Consider the following 18,804-nt stretch of genomic DNA (forward strand, 5'->3'; position numbering starts at 1 on the left):
ATTTGGGACAAGGTCTGGCATTGCTATGGTTCAGACTTTTTATACAAATCAAATTTAAATACAACGACATGAAATATTTTATGACGGCATTGTGCATGTTGTTCATGGGCATTGCCGCCGCACAAAACATAAAGGGTAAACTGGTTGACGAATCGGGTTCCCCATTGGAAGACGCTGGAATTTTCAACAAGACCAGTGGCCAACACAGCCATACCGACGGGACAGGACATTTTGTGCTGGATAGGACAGCGGTGAGCGATACGATTTATTTTTCACGATTGGGATATGCCACGCAGACCCGTGTGGTGAGTGCTTCCGACCTTCAAAATCCATTGACGATCGTGCTTCAGGAAAGTTCCATTTCCTTGGACCAAGTGGTTTTGGTGTCCGAAGTGGATGCCCTGAGCAGGGTAGTGGATGTGGATGTGAAAACGAATCCCGTGAAATCTTCCCAAGAAATTTTGAGAAAGGTGCCAGGGCTGATCATTGGCCAACATGCAGGTGGAGGAAAGGCCGAGCAGATCTTCTTGCGAGGCTTTGATGTGGACCATGGGACCGACGTGGCCATCAGTGTGGACGGAATGCCGGTGAACATGGTTTCCCATGCCCACGGGCAAGGCTATGCCGACCTTCACTTTGTGATTCCCGAGACCATCGAAAACGTCAACTTTGGAAAAGGACCTTACTATGCGGAGCAGGGTAACTTCAACACGGCCGGCTACGTGGACCTGAAACTGAGAAAAAGTTTGGACAAAAGCATGCTGTCTACCGAAGTGGGCCAATTTGGCGCCAGAAGGTTTATGGGCATGCTCAATGTGATCGATAGTGAGAACAGCAATGCATATCTGGCCTCCGAACTGTATTTGACGGATGGTCCGTTCGAGTCACCGCAAAACTTCAATCGACTCAACATTTTGGGAAGATACCGATATGCGCTTCCCGGCAATCAGGAACTCTTGTTGACCGCTTCGCACTTTTCCAGCAAATGGGATGCATCCGGACAAATACCACAACGTGCCGTGGACCAAGGGCTAATCAGTCGCTTTGGTGCGATTGATGACACCGAGGGTGGACAGACCAGCAGGACCAACATCGTTCTGAACCACAATAAGAACTTGGGCACAGGCAAATCGCTCAAGACGATGGCCTTTGTGTCCCATTACGATTTTGAGCTCTATTCCAATTTTACTTTTTTCTTGGAAGACCCGGTGAACGGAGATCAGATCAAACAGTTTGAAGACCGAATGATGGCCGGGGCCAGAACCGTTTTTCAAGACAATGCGGCCCACCTCGGTGGGTTGGATTTCAAATACAACGCAGGGATTGGCTTTCGGTACGATAATGTGGACGACAACCAATTGTCCCATACCCTGAATCGGCAGGAACTTCTGGAGCGTATGGCCTATGGAGATGTGGATGAGGTGAACGGCTATGCGTTTGCCGGAGCGGCCTTCAAATCAGGGAAGTTCACTTTTGAACCTGCTGTTCGTCTGGATTATTTCCGGTTCGATTACATCAACAAGATGAGCGAGCTGTACGATAGCAGCAGTGAGGAAAAGGTAGCTTTCAGTCCCAAGTTCAATACCATTTACAGTCCCACGGAAAACACACAATTCTTCTTGAAAACGGGCATCGGTTTTCACTCAAACGACACCCGGGTCGTGGTGGCCAACAATGGGGAGGATATCCTGCCCGCTGCCTATGGCGTGGATTTGGGAACCATCATCAAACCTGCGGACAAATTGGTTTTGAATGCCACTTTGTGGACCTTGTTCCTGGACCAGGAGTTTGTGTATGTGGGTGATGCGGCCATTGTGGAGCCCAGCGGGAAGACCCGTAGAATGGGCCTTGAAGTAGGGGCGCGATACCAACCTTTGGATTGGCTTTACCTCTATACCGATGCCAATTATACCCATGCCCGAAGCACTGAGGAGGCCGATGGGGAAGATTATATCCCCTTGGCACCAGATTTCACCATGGCAGGTGGAGTTACTTTGGGAGGCAACCAAGGGTTTTCCGGTGGGATCAATTATCGGTATATTGACGATAGGCCGGCCAATGAGGACAATTCCATCGTGGCCGAAGGGTATTTGGTCACCGATGCCACCCTGAACTATAGTGTGAAAAATTGGACGTTCGGGTTGATTGTAGAAAACCTATTCGATACGGAATGGAACGAGACCCAATTTGCAACGGAAAGTCGTTTGTTCAATGAACCCACTGCTGTGGAGGAAATCCATTTTACACCCGGAACCCCATTCTATTTAAGAGGAAAGGTTACGGTCACTTTTTAAATAAGGTGAGTTCGATATAAAATGAATTTAAGATGTTGATTGTTTTTAGTTTGTAGATTTTGGCAATTGTCCCATCGAGCATAGTCAAGATGCTTTGGTGTTTTGTTTTTGAATGAGGTCTCGCATCTCGACTGCGCTCGATGGGACAGCTCGACCTGACATCATTTATATAACATTCTGATTTTTAGTGAAAAGAAGAATTTAAGGTAAACAATTATCCGCCAGAAAACCACGCTGGCGGATTTTTTACCCATTTTTCAACTAAAAAATTAGTTTAAACTAAATATTTAGTTATATTTGTTTCATATTGAACTAAAAAATTAGTTGAAAATGAAACAGCTCACCAAAGCAGAAGAAGAAGTAATGCAATTGCTCTGGGAATTGAAAAAGGCCAATGTGGCCGCAATTCTGGAGGAATTGCCCGAACCCAAACCAGCCTACAATACGGTTTCCACCATTGTCAGGATATTGGAAGACAAAGGTTTTGTGTCCCATGAAAAGGTAGGGAAGGGCCATGTGTACTTTCCTTTGGTGAAAAGGGAAGAGTACAGCAACCAACGCTTGAACACCTTGGTAGATGGTTATTTCCAAGGCTCCTTTACCAGCATGGTGTCCTTTTTTATGAAGAAGAACGACATCAGTCTTAAAGAACTGGAAGAGATCATGAAGAACATCAAAAACGAGGAAAAATGATAGTCTATATCTTGGAAATACTCGTCTTTCAGTTGGTCTTTTTGTTGACCTATGATTTCTTTCTAAAGAAAGAGACCTTTTTCCAATGGAACAGGTGCTACCTCTTGGCCACTTTTTTGCTGTCGTTGGCGTTGCCCTGGATCAAACTGGAAATACTAAGGACCAGCATGCCGCAGGAGTTGGGCGGGGTCACGGTCTTTTTGACACAGTTGGACGGGGTGGTGATGACCCCACAGGGACCTGAATCGAATTTTTGGTCCACATTGCCATGGTACTACTGGGTATTGGGTGTGGGAAGCATCGTGTCCGCCCTTTGGTTTGGGTATAAACTGTTGCAGATCTTAAAATTGAAGCGCCAGGGGATGGTGGTCAGATACCCCGATTTTGTAAAGGTCACCGTACAAAGGAGCAGTTTGGCCTTTTCCTTCTTCCGGAACATTTTTATGGGAGCCGAGATCCAAAAGGAAAAAGAAGCTAAGATCATTGCCCACGAACTGGTGCATGTGAAACAGAAACATACCTTGGACCTGCTCTTTTTTGAGGTGGCCCGGATTGTGTTCTGGTTCAATCCCTTGGTCTATGTGTATCAAGCCCGTGTGGCAGAACTGCATGAGTTCATTGCCGATGCGCATGCGGTGAAGGACAACAAAAGGGAACATTTTGAAATGTTGTTGTCCGAAGCGTTCAAGACGCAGCACATCAGTTTTGTGAACCAATTTTTCAATAAGTCATTAATCAAAAAACGAATAGTCATGTTACAAAAGAAACGATCGAAAGCCATTTGGCAGTTGAAGTATGGATTGTTGCTACCCTTGGTCTTGGGGATGTTGGTATATACTTCGTGCGAAGTGAAAGAAGATAATAACACAGGAATAGATAATAGTACACCATTAAAATCTGAAAATACAATTCCATTTGGTGTTGTAGACGAAGTGCCGATTTTTCCGGGCTGCGAAGATGCTGTGGACAAAAGAGCCTGTTTTCAAGAAAAGATACAGGAACACATCCGCAAGAATTTCCGCTATCCCACAGAGGCCCAAGAAATGGGTATCCAAGGGAGGGTGAGTGCTATCTTCACCATTGATGCTGATGGGGCAATTACCGATATAGGAATGAGAGGTCCTCATGAGCTTTTGGAAAACGAAACTGAAAGGATCATTGCCAGGTTGCCTCAAATGGAGCCTGGAAAGCACGAGGGAAGAAAAGTGAAAGTTCCCTTTTCCATCCCTATCACCTTTCGACTCCAAGATGGTGAAGAAAAAGTAGTCAGCTCACAAAAAGTAGGAGGAATTGGAGTACCCTTCGCGGTTGTGGAGCAGGTGCCTATTTTTCCAGGCTGCGAGGATGCCGCGGACAAAAAGGCCTGTTTTCAGGACAAGATACAGGAACATATTCGCAAGCATTTCAATTATCCTCTAGAAGCACAAGAGCAAGGTATCCAAGGAAGAGTAAGCTTGATATTTATTATAGGTACCGATGGAACGATAACAGACATTAGGAAACGGGGCCCACATGAATTGTTGGAAAATGAGGCGGTACGCATCATAGAACGCTTGCCCCAAATGCAACCTGGAAAACAAAAAGGGATGGTAGTGGAAGTTCCTTTTTCCATACCCATCACCTTTAAATTGCAATAAATAAATATGCTGAAAAGGATATTGGTTCTTTCTGTATTGATATTTATCAAAGCCGGTGCACAGTCATCGGCTTTGCCCGTTGCCGACAGTCTGTATGCCTTGGGCAACTATGCTGCGGCCATCAATGCCTATGCGAAGGAGAACAACACGGTATCGTCCCTACAGATTGCCCGGGCCTACAATGCCATTGGGAATTACGATAAGGCCATTGTCCAGTACCAAGAAACGCTGGTCATAGAGCCCAATTTGGATATTGCCCGTTTCGAATTGGGCAAATTGCTCCTCAAGACCAAAAAATATGACCTAGCGCTGGAGAGTATCAACGAATTGGTCTCCAGAGAACAGGAAAATCCTGAATACTACTATTACTTGGGCAGGGTGTGGGAATCCTTGAAAAACCAAAAAAAGGCAGATGAAGCCTTTAGAAAGGCCGTGCAAAAAGACAGTACCCATTTGCGGAGCCTCTATTCGTTGGCCAGATCTTTTGCATCGAAAAAAGAAAAAGATTCAGTGCTCAAGTATGTAGATATGGGCCTTCGGTTTTATGAAGACGATGTTTCCATGATCAATCTAAAAGCACTAGCCTTTTTCAACAACGGACAATTTGGGTTGGCCATTCCACATTTTGAAAGATTGTTGGAACTTGGAGAGGAAGCCCCTTTTGTATATAACAGGCTTGCCCATAGTTACTTCAGGGACCTGGAGCTGGAAAAGGCCCATAAAACCTATCATCAACTCATGAAATTTCCAGAGTATTTGGCAGATGCCTACTCTGGTCTTGGAGAGGTGTTCCTAAAGGAACAACAATTGGATAGTGCCCAATACTATATCCAAAAATCCATAGAGGAGCGCACCGTGTCCTTTGACAAGGAATATGCAGACCTTGGCCGCATTGCGCGCATACAGGGAAAGACCAAAACAGCACTGGACCTCTACACCAAGGCCTGGGAAGAGAACAAGGACAATCCGTACAATTATTACCAGGTCTGTATCTTGGCGGATGAGTACTACAAAGACCCTAAAACAAAGTTGGGCTATTATGAAAGGTTATTGGAAATGTATCCCGATTTGGCCCCTTTCATAGCGGAGCGTGTGCAAAAGCGCATATCGGAGATCAAGGAGGAAATCCACTACGCGGGCAACTGATTTCTTCAAAATATTGTAATTTCAGCCAAATTATAGGGGCTGCCATGCAAAAGTATGTTTTGTGGATCATTTTTATGGGATTGTTCGTTTCCTGCGAGCTGTTCGAGTCCAAGGAGGACAAGACCCAAAAACTGGTCAATGAGGAACTTATGGCCATTGATTGGAACGATGTGGACCAATACCCCCTTTTTGATAGCTGTGACGAAACGGCGACCAAGGAAGCGCAACGGGAATGCTTCCAGAACGTGATGGCTAACTATTTTTCCGAAGCCTTGGCTGGGCTCCAGTTCCAAGTGGACAGCGACCTGAACGATACGGTGTACATCGATTTCATGATTGACGAACATGGTTTCATATCCGTGATCAACGTGGAGGAAAAAACCGCCGTGCTCAATGAAATCTCAGATTTCAACACCAAGATATCCGAGCGGTTGAACGACCTGACCACGGTGGCGCCCGCCCTGAAAAGAGGGAATCCGGTGGGCCTTCGGTTCAGGCTGCCATTGGTACTAAACACCCATTAGAATTTGGCTGCAGAAAAGATCATATTGGGAATAGACCCCGGAACGACCGTCATGGGTTTCGGCATCATCAAGGTGGTGAACAAGCAGATGCATTTTGTGCAGATGAACGAACTGATGCTGAAAAAGTATGACGATCCCTATATCAAACTCAAGCTGATTTTTGAGCGGACCTTGGAACTTATCGATACCTACCACCCCGATGAGATTGCCATAGAGGCCCCATTTTATGGGAAGAACGTTCAATCCATGCTGAAACTGGGCCGTGCACAGGGCGTGGCCATGGCGGCCGGACTCTCCAGACAGGTGCCCATTACCGAGTACATGCCGAAGAAGATCAAGATGTCCATCACGGGCAATGGAAATGCCAGCAAGGAACAAGTGGCCAAAATGTTGCAAAGTGTACTGAAACTGAAAACCTTGCCCAAAAACTTGGACAGCACCGATGGACTGGCCGCAGCCGTTTGTCATTTTTATAATGAAGGTAAGGTGGAACTCGGCAAAAGCTACACAGGTTGGGAGGCGTTCATCAAACAGAACCCTGGTAAAATCAAGAAACAATGAACAACAGATATCAGACATCCGATATCTGATTGATTAATAACTGATTATTGTACATTGTTTATTGTTAATTGAAAATAAGTGAGCGGAGTCTACATCCATATCCCTTTTTGCAAGCAAGCTTGCCATTATTGTGATTTTCATTTTTCCACCCAGATGAAAAAGAAGGATGCGATGGTGGATGCCTTGGTCCGGGAAATGGAATTGCGTAAAAATGAGTTGGGCGATGAGGTTGTCGAGACCATTTATTTTGGTGGTGGCACCCCTTCGGTTTTGGAACTGCCCGAATTGGAACGTTTGATCCAAGCCGTATATGACCATTACAAAGTAATGGACAATCCAGAAATCACGTTGGAGGCCAACCCTGATGACCTGTCCAACGATCGAATCATCCAACTGTCCAAAAGTCCGGTAAACCGTCTCAGCATCGGCATCCAATCTTTTTTTGAGGAAGATCTGAAGCTGATGAACCGTGCCCACAATGCCCTTGAGGCTGAGCATTGTATCGAGGAAGCCGTCCAGCATTTTGATAACATCACCATCGACCTGATCTATGGCATTCCGGGGATGGGTCATGGCCGTTGGAAGGCGAACATCCAAAAAGCCCTAGATTTTGGATTGCCCCATATTTCCAGCTACGCTTTAACGGTGGAACCCAAAACCGCACTGGAAAAACTGATCCAGAAAGGAACCGTGCCCCAAGTGGATGACGGTCAGGCACAGGAGCAATTCCATATTTTGGTGGAACTATTGGAAGAACAGGGTTTTGTGAACTATGAAATCTCCAACTTTGGGAAACCGGGCTATTTTTCCCAAAACAATACCGCCTATTGGCAGGGCAAAACCTATTTGGGCATCGGTCCGTCCGCGCATTCGTATGATGGACTTTCCCGCACTTGGAACATTCGGAACAATTCCATCTACATCAAACAGATCCAACAAGGGATTTTACCAAGTGAAAAGGAAACCTTGACCGTGACCGACCGGTACAACGAATATGTGATGACAGGCCTTAGGACCATTTGGGGGGTATCCAAGGAGAAGATTGCCAAGGAATTTGGATTGAACTACGCGAACTATTTGGAGCAACAATCGGAAAAGTTCATTGATCGGCAATTGCTGTTTTGGGAAGATGCCATTTTGCGCACCACCAAGCAAGGCAAGTTTTTAGCGGATGGGATTGCGGCGGATTTGTTTTTGTTGGAGTAATGTTGTTCGATGCCTCAATTTTTTAGGCTGTACTTATCAAAGAATGAATGAATCTGTTGCTTTTGTCTGTGCGGTTGACTAGTATGGCTATAATTTAAAAGGCATTTAGTTTTTAATTGATTGATTACAATATGGGTGAGTAAGTTGGCAATTTTCCGGTTTACCCGTTCCATCTTCTCTTTGCCTAATGATATGGTCATAAGAAACTGATTTTTCAGGATCTAAGTAACCTTTGCAGATAGGACATTTTATTGCTGACTCAAGTGCCCGGTCTAAAAATGTTTTGCTTTTGGTTTCATCATTAAACTCACGTTGTTCTGTACTCACAAAATCACCAACAACTATCTTTCCCTCTAATTCAGCCATTTCAACAATTTTCGAATCAGTGATCTCTTCTCCTTGGCAGATGCGTTTAACAAGTTCGTCAATTAGTTTTGCAAACATCGCATTTCTTTTTCTTGAAAGATGTTTTTGCAAAATAGTCGCAACCAAATCTTTTCTAGAAACAAGAATTTTCTCTAATGTCTCCCTGGAATTAGTGAATTTGATAAAAAATCCAGTATCATTATTAACTAGTTTTTGTGCAATAAGTGTTGCCATTCCGAGAAACATCGCTCTGGAATGTCTTCCTGATGGGCCATAAAAATAAACAGCTGGATGAAGTCCTAAACTACCACCATCATTTCCAGAAATCCGACTTATCAATTTTAGTGACTTTTTAAGGGAAGAAATGGTATGTTCTCCAGTAAGATCATCATCTTGATCAGAGACCAATTTGGGAAGACCCTGTTGGTTTCGGTTCGAAATAAGCATCAAATCGATTAAAATTTGGATTGCATCTCTTATTCCTTTAGATCCACCTAGTGGTAAATCAAGCGTCTTTATTGGTCTCTTTAATTCAGGCTCAAAAAGTATTTTATGAAATTTTTTCGAGTAGTCAACAATTTTGGTCTTGTTCTGATCTTCGAAGAATGACCAATACTTATGCCCAGTTCCTGCTCTTATAACTGCCCTTGCTGAAATGGGAATTGGCTTGTTCCTATTTTTTAGAAGTAGTTCTTCAATTGGATCCAAAGGAGTTCCTTGAGTATTAATTTTAAAGAATGAATGTTCTGCTTTATCAGCATCTCCTTTAACCCACTGAACTTGTATTCCTCTGGATATTATCCTACTGATTCTTTTTCGTTCGCTAGCTTCTAAATCTTGTTGTTCATTTTGTTGCTCTAAACGTTTGTAGCTCCCGATGTGCTTATCTACCAGTTTTCTGGTTTTTTCAGCAATTCTTTGCTGTTCGGGTGAAATGACTCTTCCGAAATATTCATACGACAGCGGGCCATCACCATAATCATCTTCAATCCACGCTTTAATTGCACTAAGCCTATGCCCGCCATCGATTACGAAAAGAAATGTAGGTGATTTCCAAAGAATTACAGCAGGAATAAGATCGCCAGAAACGAAGCTCTCAAGTAATGATACAACTTGGCTGGGGGTCCAATGATTAGTCTCCCTCTGAAAATCAGGCTTTCTTAAATTCGGTCCTATTAAAGCTCCTCGCGATAAATCTCTCAAGGATAACTTATCGAAACTGTCAAAGTGTTCTTCTTCTTCGGTTATACCAAAGTCTTCTCTTTTTATAAGAGCATCGAGATTTACTAAATTAGATTTCGCCATTTTTCAATTATGCTATGTATCGTTCAAAGATATGATTCGTTTTTAATGAATTACATCGACCTTAAAGTGAAGATACTGGATTTTAATCAAAAGTTCTGATTACCTAGTATTGCATTTCTCAACGGAATTGAGTTTATTACTGCAACAAGTCCAATTACATGATCGCAACCCTAAAACACCATTCCAAAAATTACAAGATAGACCTTTCCAAACCGTTGGATATCTCCATTGCCCTTTCGGGAGAGGAGACCAACATCAACGCCTGGTATTTGGGGCCACCCCAAATAAAGCCCCATGCCGAGGAGGGATTTGTGGGGAAGGTCACTGAAGGGGCCTCCACCAATTTCAACGATGTTTATTTTAATCCGCATTCGCATGTAACGCACACGGAATGCTTGGGCCACATCACCGAAGGGTTCCATTCCATCAACCAAAAACTGAAAAAGTTCTTCTTTTTGGCCGAAGTGATCACCGTGGCCCCCGAACAAGTGGGGGACGATTTTGTCATTTCCGAAAAGCAATTGCAATACGCCCTCGGCAACAAAAAAAGAGAGGCAGTGGTGATCCGCACCCTGCCCAACACCAAGGAGAAACGCTCCCGAAACTATTCCGATACCAATCCGCCTTACCTACTGGAAGATGCAGCTCAATTTTTGGTGAAAAAAGGGGTGGAGCATTTGTTGATCGACCTGCCTTCGGTGGATAAGGAACGGGATGGCGGCGCACTTTTGTGCCATAATGCCTTTTGGAACATGAAAGGAAAGCCTCGGGAAAAGGCTACCATTACGGAACTGATCTATGTGCCGAACAAGGTAAAGGACGGCACCTATTTTTTGAACCTTCAGGTGGCACCGTTCGAAAATGATGCCAGTCCCAGTCGCCCCGTACTCTATAAAATCGAGGAAAAATGAAGACCGTTCTAAAATTGGAAGAAGTGCTCATGTTCGTGTTGGGCATATACTTGTTCAACCAATTGGACTACGCCTGGTGGTGGTTCCTGGCCTTGATCTTGGCGCCGGACATAGGCATGCTGGGCTATCTTTTGGGCAACAAGGCGGGGGGCTTTACCTACAATTTGTTTCACCATAAGGGAATGGCAATCATAGTATACCTCTTGGGGAGCTACTTTTCAATACCTTTATGCCAGTTGATCGGCGTGATCCTGTTCTCGCACTCCGCATTGGACAGGGCCTTGGGCTATGGATTAAAATATGACAAAGGATTTAAGTTTACCCACTTGGGGGAAATAGGCAAAGACAATGGGTGAAGTATTCGATACCGTTCTGGGACTGATCTTGGGGGCCATATTGATGTATTGGTTCTTTTCCCTGTTTCGAAAAAAAAGGAACAAGGAAATTACCGAGCGGCAGTCCACTGTACTGTTGGACAAGATCAGAAGCGTGTGCAAACTGGTCTCCGTGGAAGGGGATTTTGCCGAGATCTACCACTACGAGAACACCAAGGGCAGCTTTTTGAGCCTGTTCAAAAGCAAAAAGAAGGCACTGATCGTGATAAAGGCCAAGGCCCATATCGGGTATGACCTGAGCAAGTTGGACCTAAAGGCGGACACCGAGACCAAACGGATCATCCTGAGCCATTTTCCGCAGCCGGAAGTATTGTCAATAGAGCCCGACCTTCAATTTTACGATATCAAGAATGGGATTTTTAACAGTTTTTCCCCCACCGACCTTACCCAACTCAACCAAGAGGCCAAGCATCATATCAAAGAAAAGATACCTGAAAGCGGCTTGATGGAAACAGCTAGGAAAGAAGCGCTCCAAGCCGTACTTTTGGTGGAAAAGATCGTGGAGACCATCGGTTGGAAACTGGACTATTCCGCTTTGGAGATTTCAAATAGGGAAAAACAATTTATAGAAGAATAAACCATTATGAAAATCAAAATTATAACCTTGCTTTTGATGGGTGTGGTGAGCACCATCAGTTTTGCACAAAACAATGATACCATGACCGAATTTGATCATACGTTCGCCCACGTGGTGTATTTCTGGTTCAAAAACCCGGAGAATCAAGCTGACAGGGCCACTTTTGAGGCTTCGTTGAAGAAGTTCTTGGATAATTCCCAATACGCCAAGACCAAGTTTATTGGCAAACCACCAAAGGCCATTCGTGATGTGGTGGATGATTCCTTTACCTACTCGTTGATCCTTTCGTTCGAATCTGCCGAAGATCAGGCGGCCTATCAAGTGGAGCCGCCCCATTTGGTGTTCATCGAGGAATGCAAGGACCTCTGGGAAAAGGTGATCGTTTACGATTCGGAAGGCATCTGACCATGAACATTGAAGAGTTCCGAGAACTTTGCTTGGCCAAAAAAGGGGTGACCGAGGAACTTCCCTTTGGCCCGGATACCTTGGTCTTCAAGGTCATGGGAAAAATGTTTGCCCTGATGTCACTGGACCGTCTTCCGCCACAGTGCAACCTCAAGTGCGACCCAGTACGGGCCGAAGAACTACGGGAAACCTATGATGGGGACATTGTCCCGGGCTATCACATGAGCAAAGTGCACTGGAACACCTTGTTTTTGGAACAATTACCACCCCAGTTGATAGTGGAGTTGACCAACCATTCCTATGATCTGGTCGTATCCGGATTGACCAAAAAGCTCCAAAAAGAGCTTAAAAACTTGGGCTGAGGTTAGATGGAGGATGTACAGCATTTTTATACAACACAGAGAGAAGTGCACCAACGAGCACTTCAACAGGCAAAAAAAAGATTGTCCCTTTTGGCAACCCTGCGTTTGTCCGTTTTCGTGGCCTTGGCACTTGCGGGATATTTCCTTTGGAGTAGCAAGATGGTTTTTTTGGTGATGCCTTTGGGCATTGTGCTGTTTCTGTATTTGGTGACCAGTTTTAGTGATGTCAAGCGTCATAAAGCCTATCTGCACAGGCTCATCGACATCAATACGAACGAATTGGAAATCCTGGCCCGCCGTTTTCATCATTTGCCGGATGGGAAGGAATTTTTGGTGCCCGAACATCCCTACGCACAGGATCTAGACCTTTTTGGGAGGGGTTCTTTTTATCAATATGCAAACCGAACCACCTTGCCGCAAGGGCGGGAAGTTTTTGCGGGGCTTTTGCTGGACGGATATCCAAAGGATATCATCAAAAAACAGGAAGCCGTTCAAGAATTGGCTCAGTTGCCCGAATGGTGCCAGCACTTTTCTTCCTTGGCAAAGGAAACCAAACCAAAAATATCCCCCGATCTGGTGGCCAACTGGATGAAAAACCACAAACCGTTCACACCAAAGTGGATCGGGATAGTGACACCCATTTTTGCGTTGGTTTCCATTTTGTGGATCGTTCTGGCTTTTTTGGGCTTGGTGCCCGAAAGTTTGGTGTTGGTTTGGTACTTTTTTGGGATAGGAATCGTAGGACGCTTCTCCAAGAACATTCTCAAGTTTGCAACCCATGTGTCCCAGGCCCAAGAGACCATCCAGCAACATCAACGTTTGATTTCTGAACTGGAAGGGCAGACCTTTGCCTCGGAACTCTTGCAGGACCTTCAGAAAAAATTGGAAGTGAAAGGGGAGAAGACCTCAAAATTATTGAAAAAGTTTGGCCAAAGCATTGACAATTTTGAACAACAGAACAACCTTTTGGTCTTCATGTTCGGTCAGGGTTTGCTGCTTTGGAGTTTATATTTTGCCTATCGTATAGAATCTTGGATAGTGGTTTATGGTAAGGATGTGGAAGAATGGTTTTCTGCCATTGCCCAGTTCGATGCCTACATCAGCCTGGGCACCTATGCCTTTAATCATCCCGATCATGCCTATCCACAAATAACGGACGGTCCGATGGTCTTGCAAGCCAAAGCGGTGGGTCATCCCTTGGTGGACCCCCAAAAGAACGTGTTGAACGATTTTTCATTGGACACAGGCCGATTCAGTATCGTGACCGGGGCGAATATGGCCGGGAAAAGTACTTTTTTACGTGCCGTGGCCCTGCAGATCGTGATGGCCAACATGGGCTTGCCTGTCAAAGGAAAAGAGGTGAAATACAAGCCCGTCCGACTGTTGACCAGTATGCGTTCCTCGGATTCCCTTGCGGATGAGACCTCGTATTTCTATGCAGAGTTGAAGCGATTGAAATACATTGTGGACGAACTGGAAAAAGGCAATTGTTTTGTGGTCCTCGATGAGATTTTGAAAGGGACCAATAGTGTGGACAAGGCCGAGGGTTCCAAAAAATTCGTGGAAAAATTGGTGCGCTCGGGAACCACAGGCTTGGTCGCCACCCACGATTTGAGTCTATGCACCTTGGCCGATAAACTCCCACAAGTGGAAAACCATTATTTTGATGCCCAGATCGTAAACGGGGAACTCTATTTTGACTACCGTTTTAAGGAAGGCATCTGCCAGAATATGAATGCCTCTTTCCTCCTGAAAAAAATGGGAATTGTGGATTAGTGCCCCAAATGATCCTTTTTGATTTAGAGAGCAATGGATTATAGCCATTGTTATCCAACGTTTTTATTTTTTAATTGTCCAAGTAATAATATAGTGAAACTTAATATCCAAATTCCAAATCCGATTCCAGGTTTTACATTTGCATATGCTCCTCCTTCGTCTAAAGGTATTCTTGAAATTCCGAAAGTAAACAGTCCGAAAATAATTGTCAAAATAGATATTGGGATTTTAAGATTATTGATTTTTTTCTCAAAAACAAGGTTGAAAAAATATAAGATGTTCGCAAGCCAAGGAAGAAAAATGTAAATATCAAATTCAAACATTCCAATTAAGCCAAGAAGCAAACCAAAAATCCCAATAACTCCAGCTCCGAAAAATATTGGTGAACCCAATGATACTACATAAAGAAACATTGAGATATGTTTGAAAGTCAGTTTTTTCAATGTTTATTTTTAAATTTTTGAATGAAAATCAGACACGATATTATTGTCAATATCAAAATTCCAATTGTCCCATAGATTATAAAATTCAGCCACATTTCCACATTGTGAAAAGCCGAAGCAAATTGGTGTAGTGCAGGTTCAGCCAAGAAAAACCAAACGATTGTTAAAATAACAAAAGTCAAAAAGTGAATTCCTATGATTTTTCGTTTTCTCAATGCTTTTTTCAAATGTTGGGTAACGTTAAAGATATGATTCGTTTCAATACTTCGGCTGCGCTCAGTACAAAGTGAATGATATCGACCGATAAGTGAAGTTAGGGTTTCTCCGATTAAAATTCCATCACCAATGGATGAACATCCTTTTTAAATTGATAACGTAGAAAGATAATTGGGCTTTGGGCTCAAATTTGGCTATAAGCCCTTTACCTGCACATTGTGGAAGGAGTCGGCCTGTAAGCGTAACAGCTCTTCGGCTTTCTTCTTCTTGTATTGGTATAGTTCCTCTTCGTTCTTGATATCGGTGTAGATTTTTTCATTGATTTCCCCATCGGTGGCCAACAACAGTTTGCGTTGTTCCACTTTTTGGGTCACCCAAGTGGCCACCACACTTTCCTGCTCTTCAAACTTGAAATCGTATTCCCCTTTGGGGGCCAGCAGTTTGGCAATGATAGGGGCCGTTTCAATGGCCAAGAACAACAAAAAGATAAAAAAAGAAGGGAACCAGGGTAATTTGCCCAAGGCATTGATGCGGGCCATAAGTCCATCAAAACCATCAATAATGGGCTGGGAGTTGGTCACGGCTGAGTTGTAATCCGTTTCCAAGGCCGCAATTTGGGCTTCAATTCCTGCTATTTTGGTGGCATTGGTTTCTTTCAAGGTGTTGAGTTCCGCCAAGGCAGCATCGTGTTTATCACGCTTTTCCTTGTAAACGGGTCCCTTGCCCAGAAGACCTGTTCCTGCAGTACCTTCGGCCTCGGAAATATAAGTGTCGTACAGCGCATTGGTTTCGGCTTCTTTGGTGGCGATTTCTCCCTTCAAGTTGGCAATGTCCTGATTAAGACTTTGAATTTTTGGGGTGTATTGAAGGGCCAATTGCTCCTTGTTGTTCAAGGTCATGGAATTCTTTTCTTCCAACAACACTTGGTTGATTTCCTTCTCAAAGATTTTCATTTCCAACGGTTTGGAAATGACCACGGCAATGATGATTGCCAAAATGATCCGTGGAGCGGCCTGTAAGAGTTCACTTTTAAAATTGTCCCTTTTTTTTATGGTGGAAACGATATATCGGTCCAGATTGAAGATCAACAACCCCCATATCAACCCAAAAAAGATGGAAGTATAAATATTGTCAAATACCGTGTAAAGGGCATAGCCGCTGGCAATGAATGCCATAACAGCGGTGAAGAATACGGTGGCACCAATTCCGGCATATTTGTTCTGTTCCCCGTTGGAGCAGGTTTTCAAAATTTCAGTATCGGCTCCGGAGCAAAAAATAAAAAAACGTTGTAGCATGATCGTGTTCTCTTTGATTGATAGGGTATTAGAACGTGATTTCGAAAGTTTTGTTACATCAAAAGCCCCAATTAAGGGGCTTTTAACATTATAAGGGTTTTTTGGAGGTCTAGTTTTCTATCACGATGGGCTCCGTGGAAAGTTTCACGATAGGTTTGCCGCTATCGGATCCTCTGGAATCGATGTTGATTTTTTTATTGTTTTCCAAGACCTTGATGGCTTCCTTGGCGGATATTTCTTTTCCATTATGCATGAAGGTGGCTCCTTTGGCTACCATTTCCTTGATGTGCTCCAATGGAGACTTTGGCTCTGGTGGCGGAGGAGGAGCAGGTAATGTGGACGTTGGTTCATGAACTGGCATTACTCCAGGAGGCGAAGGAATAGCGGCTTCTGTTGCTGGAGTGGTTTTAGGAGGTTCTGGCGCATCTGGTGCTGGTGGCGGTGGAGGAAAATTAGGAAAGGGTTCCGCATCTTCCTGTTGTTTTTTGGACATTTTGCCATAGATTTCCTTTAACCGATTCACTTCCTGTTTTTTGATGACCATATGGTTGCGGTCCATGGCATTGTACTTTTTGGCCAAGGCATTGTATTCTTTCATCTCCTCGCGGGAGGCACTGGATTGCAGGGAAGCCTCTGGACCTACAATGTTGATGGTGGCAGAACCGTATTCCGCAAGGATTTTATCCACCTTTTGGATGACATCTTTTGGAGTCTTGGCCTCTACGTGTATGACCGAACGGACCGTTTTTTTACGTTGGTCATAGGAAAGATGTTCGTTGACTTTGGAAAGCGTTTGCTTTAAATCCTCCAAAGGAACGATCTTCCCTTGAAATAACAATTTGCCGTTGTTATTGATGTGGATTTCAATGAAATCGATGGCTTTTTGATTGTACTCTTTAGGCAAACATTCTGGAAAAGGTAGAGCATGCTCCTTTTGTGTTTCGTCCATTTCTCGATAGATGCGCTCCAATTCCTTCAAATCTTCCAAAGGGATTGTCCTTTTTTCAATCGGGATGGCGTTGTATTTTTTCGCCAATTCATTATAGACCTTAAGGTCGGATTGGGAGACGCCTTTTTCTGTGCTATTACCGACAACCGTCATTATGTTGGCATTCAACATAGTTGTGGTGGGAGTAATGGGAATATTTTTCTTGAATTGGCCTTTATCCATAATCACCTCATTTGCAAACACATTAATTTGGTCTACTCCTGTTGTTCTTATTTCTTCTGCCACAGCGCTTATGACGTTGTAATGTATCGGCTGCACAACATTCATTTCAACCTTGGTTTTTTTGGCATCAAATGTTTGTAAGTAATCTTGTTTTAAAATTTTTGAGAGTTCATTCAATTGCACGATTTCCTTTCCCAATTGTACGCTTCCATTCTCCAAAAGATCCAATCTGATGACTTTGTCAATGGAAGTCTCTTTTTCAATTTGACGTTTTTCACTAAACCCAAATAATAACAGGGCCGTAAGCGGAAGCACGAGCAGGCTCCTCAATACAAATGATTTTCTTGATGTGTTTGTTTTCATGACTGTAAACCGTTTTTTGATTGATGAATAATTAATGGCATTGGCAATGCCGGTCGACTGATATTGTTCAAAACTACCGTGTGATAAATACGATAAGATGGTATTTTGATAATGTGAATGATCATGGTTCCCATTGATTACGGCCCTATCCGCTAAAAATTCGTGGTTCAGCTTAATGGACGATTTAAAAAAGTAGATAATAGGATTGAACCATAAAATGACTTGGGCCAATTCAATAAAGAGGATATCCAGGCTATGCCGTTGCTTCGCATGGGTTTCCTCATGTAAGAGCACCTCTTGGGGAATATGTTTTTCCTCAAATTGCTTTTGGTTCAAAAAGATATAGTTGAAGAACGTATGCGGAGGTAGGGATTGTCTTAAAAGGACCCGAGTGATAAAATTTTCCTTGAATTTGGGATTCTTGCGGATGCGTAGCGTGATTTGCGCCAGGTTCCTTAAAAATCGAAATCCAAATCCGATAACACCAATAAGATAAACCATCCACAATCCGATTTCCCAATCAAAAATGGGTTCCTCCGCAACTATTTGCTCATTTATTGTATCCGATATTTCCGTGATAGGAGCAGTGGTGAAAGTAGTTGGTTGGGCTACCTCCACATACTCGGTGAAGACCATTGCGGGAATCAAGAATGAGGCGATCAACGCACCCAAGAGAAAGAATCGCTTGAATTGGTGTATGCTTTCCTTTTCCAGTACCAGTTTGTAGAAGGCCAGAAAAATGACTAGGCATGCGGTGGATTTTAATAGGAAGACCAACATCGTTACTTCTTTTTGATTTCATTGTCTATCAATTTTCTCAATTCCTCCAACTCGGCTTTGCTCAAGTTTGTTTCTTTGGCAAAGAAGGAGGCAAATTGGCTGGCGCTATCGTTAAAGAAGTTTTTGATGAGTCCGTTTACATGCTTGGAAAAATAATCCTGCTTTTTCACCAAAGGATAGTATTCCCTGCTTCTCCCAATAGTGCTGTATGCCACAAAACCTTTGTCCGCCATGCGCTTAAGCAGGGTTGCCACAGTGGTAGTGGCCGGTTTTGGTTCCGGGTAGGCATCCAGCAGGTCCTTCATGTAGGCCTTTTTTAACTTCCAAACTATGTTCATCAACTCTTCTTCTGATTTTGACAACTGCATGTTCTGTTCT

At 43.8% G+C, this 18,804-nt stretch carries 18 protein-coding genes; 13 read left to right on the plus strand and 5 right to left on the minus strand.

Annotated elements, in window-relative coordinates; all coding sequences use genetic code 11:
* The first annotated feature begins 68 nt into the window (after positions 1–68).
* From D2V93_RS16570 to hemW, 7 genes are all read left to right on the plus strand, one after another.
* Positions 69–2,294, plus strand: a complete 2,226-nt coding sequence (locus tag D2V93_RS16570) for a TonB-dependent receptor (protein WP_119620312.1) — start codon at positions 69–71, stop codon at positions 2,292–2,294.
* 330 nt (positions 2,295–2,624) lie between these two features.
* Positions 2,625–2,987 (plus strand): BlaI/MecI/CopY family transcriptional regulator, encoded by a 363-nt coding sequence (locus tag D2V93_RS16575; protein ID WP_072878020.1) that lies wholly within the window; start codon positions 2,625–2,627, stop codon positions 2,985–2,987.
* Positions 2,984–4,624 carry a M56 family metallopeptidase gene (locus tag D2V93_RS16580; RefSeq protein WP_119620190.1) on the plus strand — a complete coding sequence of 547 codons (1,641 nt, stop codon included), beginning with the start codon at positions 2,984–2,986 and terminating at the stop codon, positions 4,622–4,624. The genes D2V93_RS16575 and D2V93_RS16580 overlap by 4 nt, the downstream gene beginning before the upstream one ends.
* Positions 4,625–4,630: 6 nt before the next feature.
* Entirely contained in the window at positions 4,631–5,770 is a 1,140-nt protein-coding gene (locus tag D2V93_RS16585) for a tetratricopeptide repeat protein (RefSeq protein WP_119620191.1), read from the plus strand.
* Positions 5,771–5,814: 44 nt separating this feature from the next.
* Positions 5,815–6,294, plus strand: coding sequence for a hypothetical protein (locus D2V93_RS16590; protein ID WP_119620192.1), 480 nt, complete (start codon positions 5,815–5,817; stop codon positions 6,292–6,294).
* A gap of 3 nt (positions 6,295–6,297) precedes the next feature.
* Positions 6,298–6,855 carry a crossover junction endodeoxyribonuclease RuvC gene (gene ruvC, locus D2V93_RS16595; protein WP_119620193.1) on the plus strand — a complete coding sequence of 186 codons (558 nt, stop codon included), beginning with the start codon at positions 6,298–6,300 and terminating at the stop codon, positions 6,853–6,855.
* Between the two features lie 78 nt (positions 6,856–6,933).
* The gene (gene hemW / locus D2V93_RS16600) at positions 6,934–8,061 is read left to right on the plus strand and encodes a radical SAM family heme chaperone HemW (protein WP_119620194.1); all 1,128 of its coding nucleotides are present in this window, start codon (positions 6,934–6,936) and stop codon (positions 8,059–8,061) included.
* Between the two features lie 105 nt (positions 8,062–8,166).
* Here the strand turns inward: hemW and D2V93_RS16605 are convergent, their stop codons facing one another.
* The gene (locus D2V93_RS16605; RefSeq protein ID WP_119620195.1) at positions 8,167–9,732 is read right to left on the minus strand and encodes an HNH endonuclease family protein; all 1,566 of its coding nucleotides are present in this window, start codon (positions 9,730–9,732) and stop codon (positions 8,167–8,169) included.
* Positions 9,733–9,890: 158 nt separating this feature from the next.
* Here D2V93_RS16605 and D2V93_RS16610 point away from each other — a divergent pair, with 158 nt between their 5' ends.
* The 6 genes from D2V93_RS16610 to D2V93_RS16635 are packed head-to-tail and all read left to right on the plus strand — an operon-like array spanning position 9,891 to position 14,158.
* Positions 9,891–10,643 carry a cyclase family protein gene (locus D2V93_RS16610; protein ID WP_119620196.1) on the plus strand — a complete coding sequence of 251 codons (753 nt, stop codon included), beginning with the start codon at positions 9,891–9,893 and terminating at the stop codon, positions 10,641–10,643.
* Positions 10,640–10,999, plus strand: coding sequence for a DUF4260 domain-containing protein (locus D2V93_RS16615; protein WP_119620197.1), 360 nt, complete (start codon positions 10,640–10,642; stop codon positions 10,997–10,999). Before D2V93_RS16610 ends, D2V93_RS16615 begins: the two co-directional genes overlap by 4 nt.
* The gene (locus tag D2V93_RS16620; RefSeq protein WP_072878036.1) at positions 10,992–11,615 is read left to right on the plus strand and encodes a DUF4230 domain-containing protein; all 624 of its coding nucleotides are present in this window, start codon (positions 10,992–10,994) and stop codon (positions 11,613–11,615) included. The genes D2V93_RS16615 and D2V93_RS16620 overlap by 8 nt, the downstream gene beginning before the upstream one ends.
* A 6-nt stretch (positions 11,616–11,621) precedes the next feature.
* Entirely contained in the window at positions 11,622–12,020 is a 399-nt protein-coding gene (locus D2V93_RS16625; protein ID WP_072878037.1) for a Dabb family protein, read from the plus strand.
* A 2-nt stretch (positions 12,021–12,022) separates the two neighbouring features.
* On the plus strand, positions 12,023–12,382 hold the full coding sequence (locus tag D2V93_RS16630; protein ID WP_119620198.1) for an MmcQ/YjbR family DNA-binding protein: 360 nt from the start codon (positions 12,023–12,025) through the stop codon (positions 12,380–12,382).
* 45 nt (positions 12,383–12,427) lie between these two features.
* Entirely contained in the window at positions 12,428–14,158 is a 1,731-nt protein-coding gene (locus D2V93_RS16635; protein WP_245978281.1) for a MutS-related protein, read from the plus strand.
* A gap of 50 nt (positions 14,159–14,208) precedes the next feature.
* On the opposite strand, the gene D2V93_RS16640 is transcribed toward D2V93_RS16635, so the two are convergent.
* From D2V93_RS16640 to D2V93_RS16660, 4 genes are all read right to left on the minus strand, one after another.
* Complete coding sequence (locus D2V93_RS16640; protein ID WP_119620200.1) at positions 14,209–14,601, minus strand: hypothetical protein; 393 nt, start codon at positions 14,599–14,601, stop codon at positions 14,209–14,211.
* Between the two features lie 410 nt (positions 14,602–15,011).
* Complete coding sequence (locus D2V93_RS16650; RefSeq protein WP_119620202.1) at positions 15,012–16,112, minus strand: DUF4407 domain-containing protein; 1,101 nt, start codon at positions 16,110–16,112, stop codon at positions 15,012–15,014.
* Positions 16,113–16,221: 109 nt separating this feature from the next.
* Positions 16,222–18,426 (minus strand): M56 family metallopeptidase, encoded by a 2,205-nt coding sequence (locus D2V93_RS16655; RefSeq protein ID WP_119620203.1) that lies wholly within the window; start codon positions 18,424–18,426, stop codon positions 16,222–16,224.
* 2 nt (positions 18,427–18,428) lie between these two features.
* Positions 18,429–18,794, minus strand: coding sequence for a BlaI/MecI/CopY family transcriptional regulator (locus D2V93_RS16660; RefSeq protein WP_119620313.1), 366 nt, complete (start codon positions 18,792–18,794; stop codon positions 18,429–18,431).
* Positions 18,795–18,804: the final 10 nt, after the last annotated feature.

Origin of the sequence: Flagellimonas taeanensis, assembly GCF_003584105.1 — a bacterium.
Classification (GTDB): domain Bacteria; phylum Bacteroidota; class Bacteroidia; order Flavobacteriales; family Flavobacteriaceae; genus Flagellimonas; species Flagellimonas taeanensis.

Excerpts from the sequence above, each read along its gene's own strand:
- D2V93_RS16615 (WP_119620197.1), top strand. The coding sequence starts at position 10,640 with ATGAAGACCGTTCTAAAATTGGAAGAAGTGCTCATGTTCGTGTTGGGC.
- D2V93_RS16570 (WP_119620312.1), top strand. The coding sequence starts at position 69 with ATGAAATATTTTATGACGGCATTGTGCATGTTGTTCATGGGCATTGCC.
- D2V93_RS16575 (WP_072878020.1), top strand. The coding sequence starts at position 2,625 with ATGAAACAGCTCACCAAAGCAGAAGAAGAAGTAATGCAATTGCTCTGG.
- D2V93_RS16580 (WP_119620190.1), top strand. The coding sequence starts at position 2,984 with ATGATAGTCTATATCTTGGAAATACTCGTCTTTCAGTTGGTCTTTTTG.
- D2V93_RS16620 (WP_072878036.1), top strand. The coding sequence starts at position 10,992 with ATGGGTGAAGTATTCGATACCGTTCTGGGACTGATCTTGGGGGCCATA.
- D2V93_RS16650 (WP_119620202.1), bottom strand. The coding sequence starts at position 16,112 with ATGCTACAACGTTTTTTTATTTTTTGCTCCGGAGCCGATACTGAAATT.
- D2V93_RS16585 (WP_119620191.1), top strand. The coding sequence starts at position 4,631 with ATGCTGAAAAGGATATTGGTTCTTTCTGTATTGATATTTATCAAAGCC.
- D2V93_RS16610 (WP_119620196.1), top strand. The coding sequence starts at position 9,891 with ATGATCGCAACCCTAAAACACCATTCCAAAAATTACAAGATAGACCTT.
- D2V93_RS16660 (WP_119620313.1), bottom strand. The coding sequence starts at position 18,794 with ATGCAGTTGTCAAAATCAGAAGAAGAGTTGATGAACATAGTTTGGAAG.
- D2V93_RS16590 (WP_119620192.1), top strand. The coding sequence starts at position 5,815 with ATGCAAAAGTATGTTTTGTGGATCATTTTTATGGGATTGTTCGTTTCC.
- D2V93_RS16605 (WP_119620195.1), bottom strand. The coding sequence starts at position 9,732 with ATGGCGAAATCTAATTTAGTAAATCTCGATGCTCTTATAAAAAGAGAA.
- D2V93_RS16625 (WP_072878037.1), top strand. The coding sequence starts at position 11,622 with ATGAAAATCAAAATTATAACCTTGCTTTTGATGGGTGTGGTGAGCACC.
- D2V93_RS16630 (WP_119620198.1), top strand. The coding sequence starts at position 12,023 with ATGAACATTGAAGAGTTCCGAGAACTTTGCTTGGCCAAAAAAGGGGTG.
- D2V93_RS16655 (WP_119620203.1), bottom strand. The coding sequence starts at position 18,426 with ATGTTGGTCTTCCTATTAAAATCCACCGCATGCCTAGTCATTTTTCTG.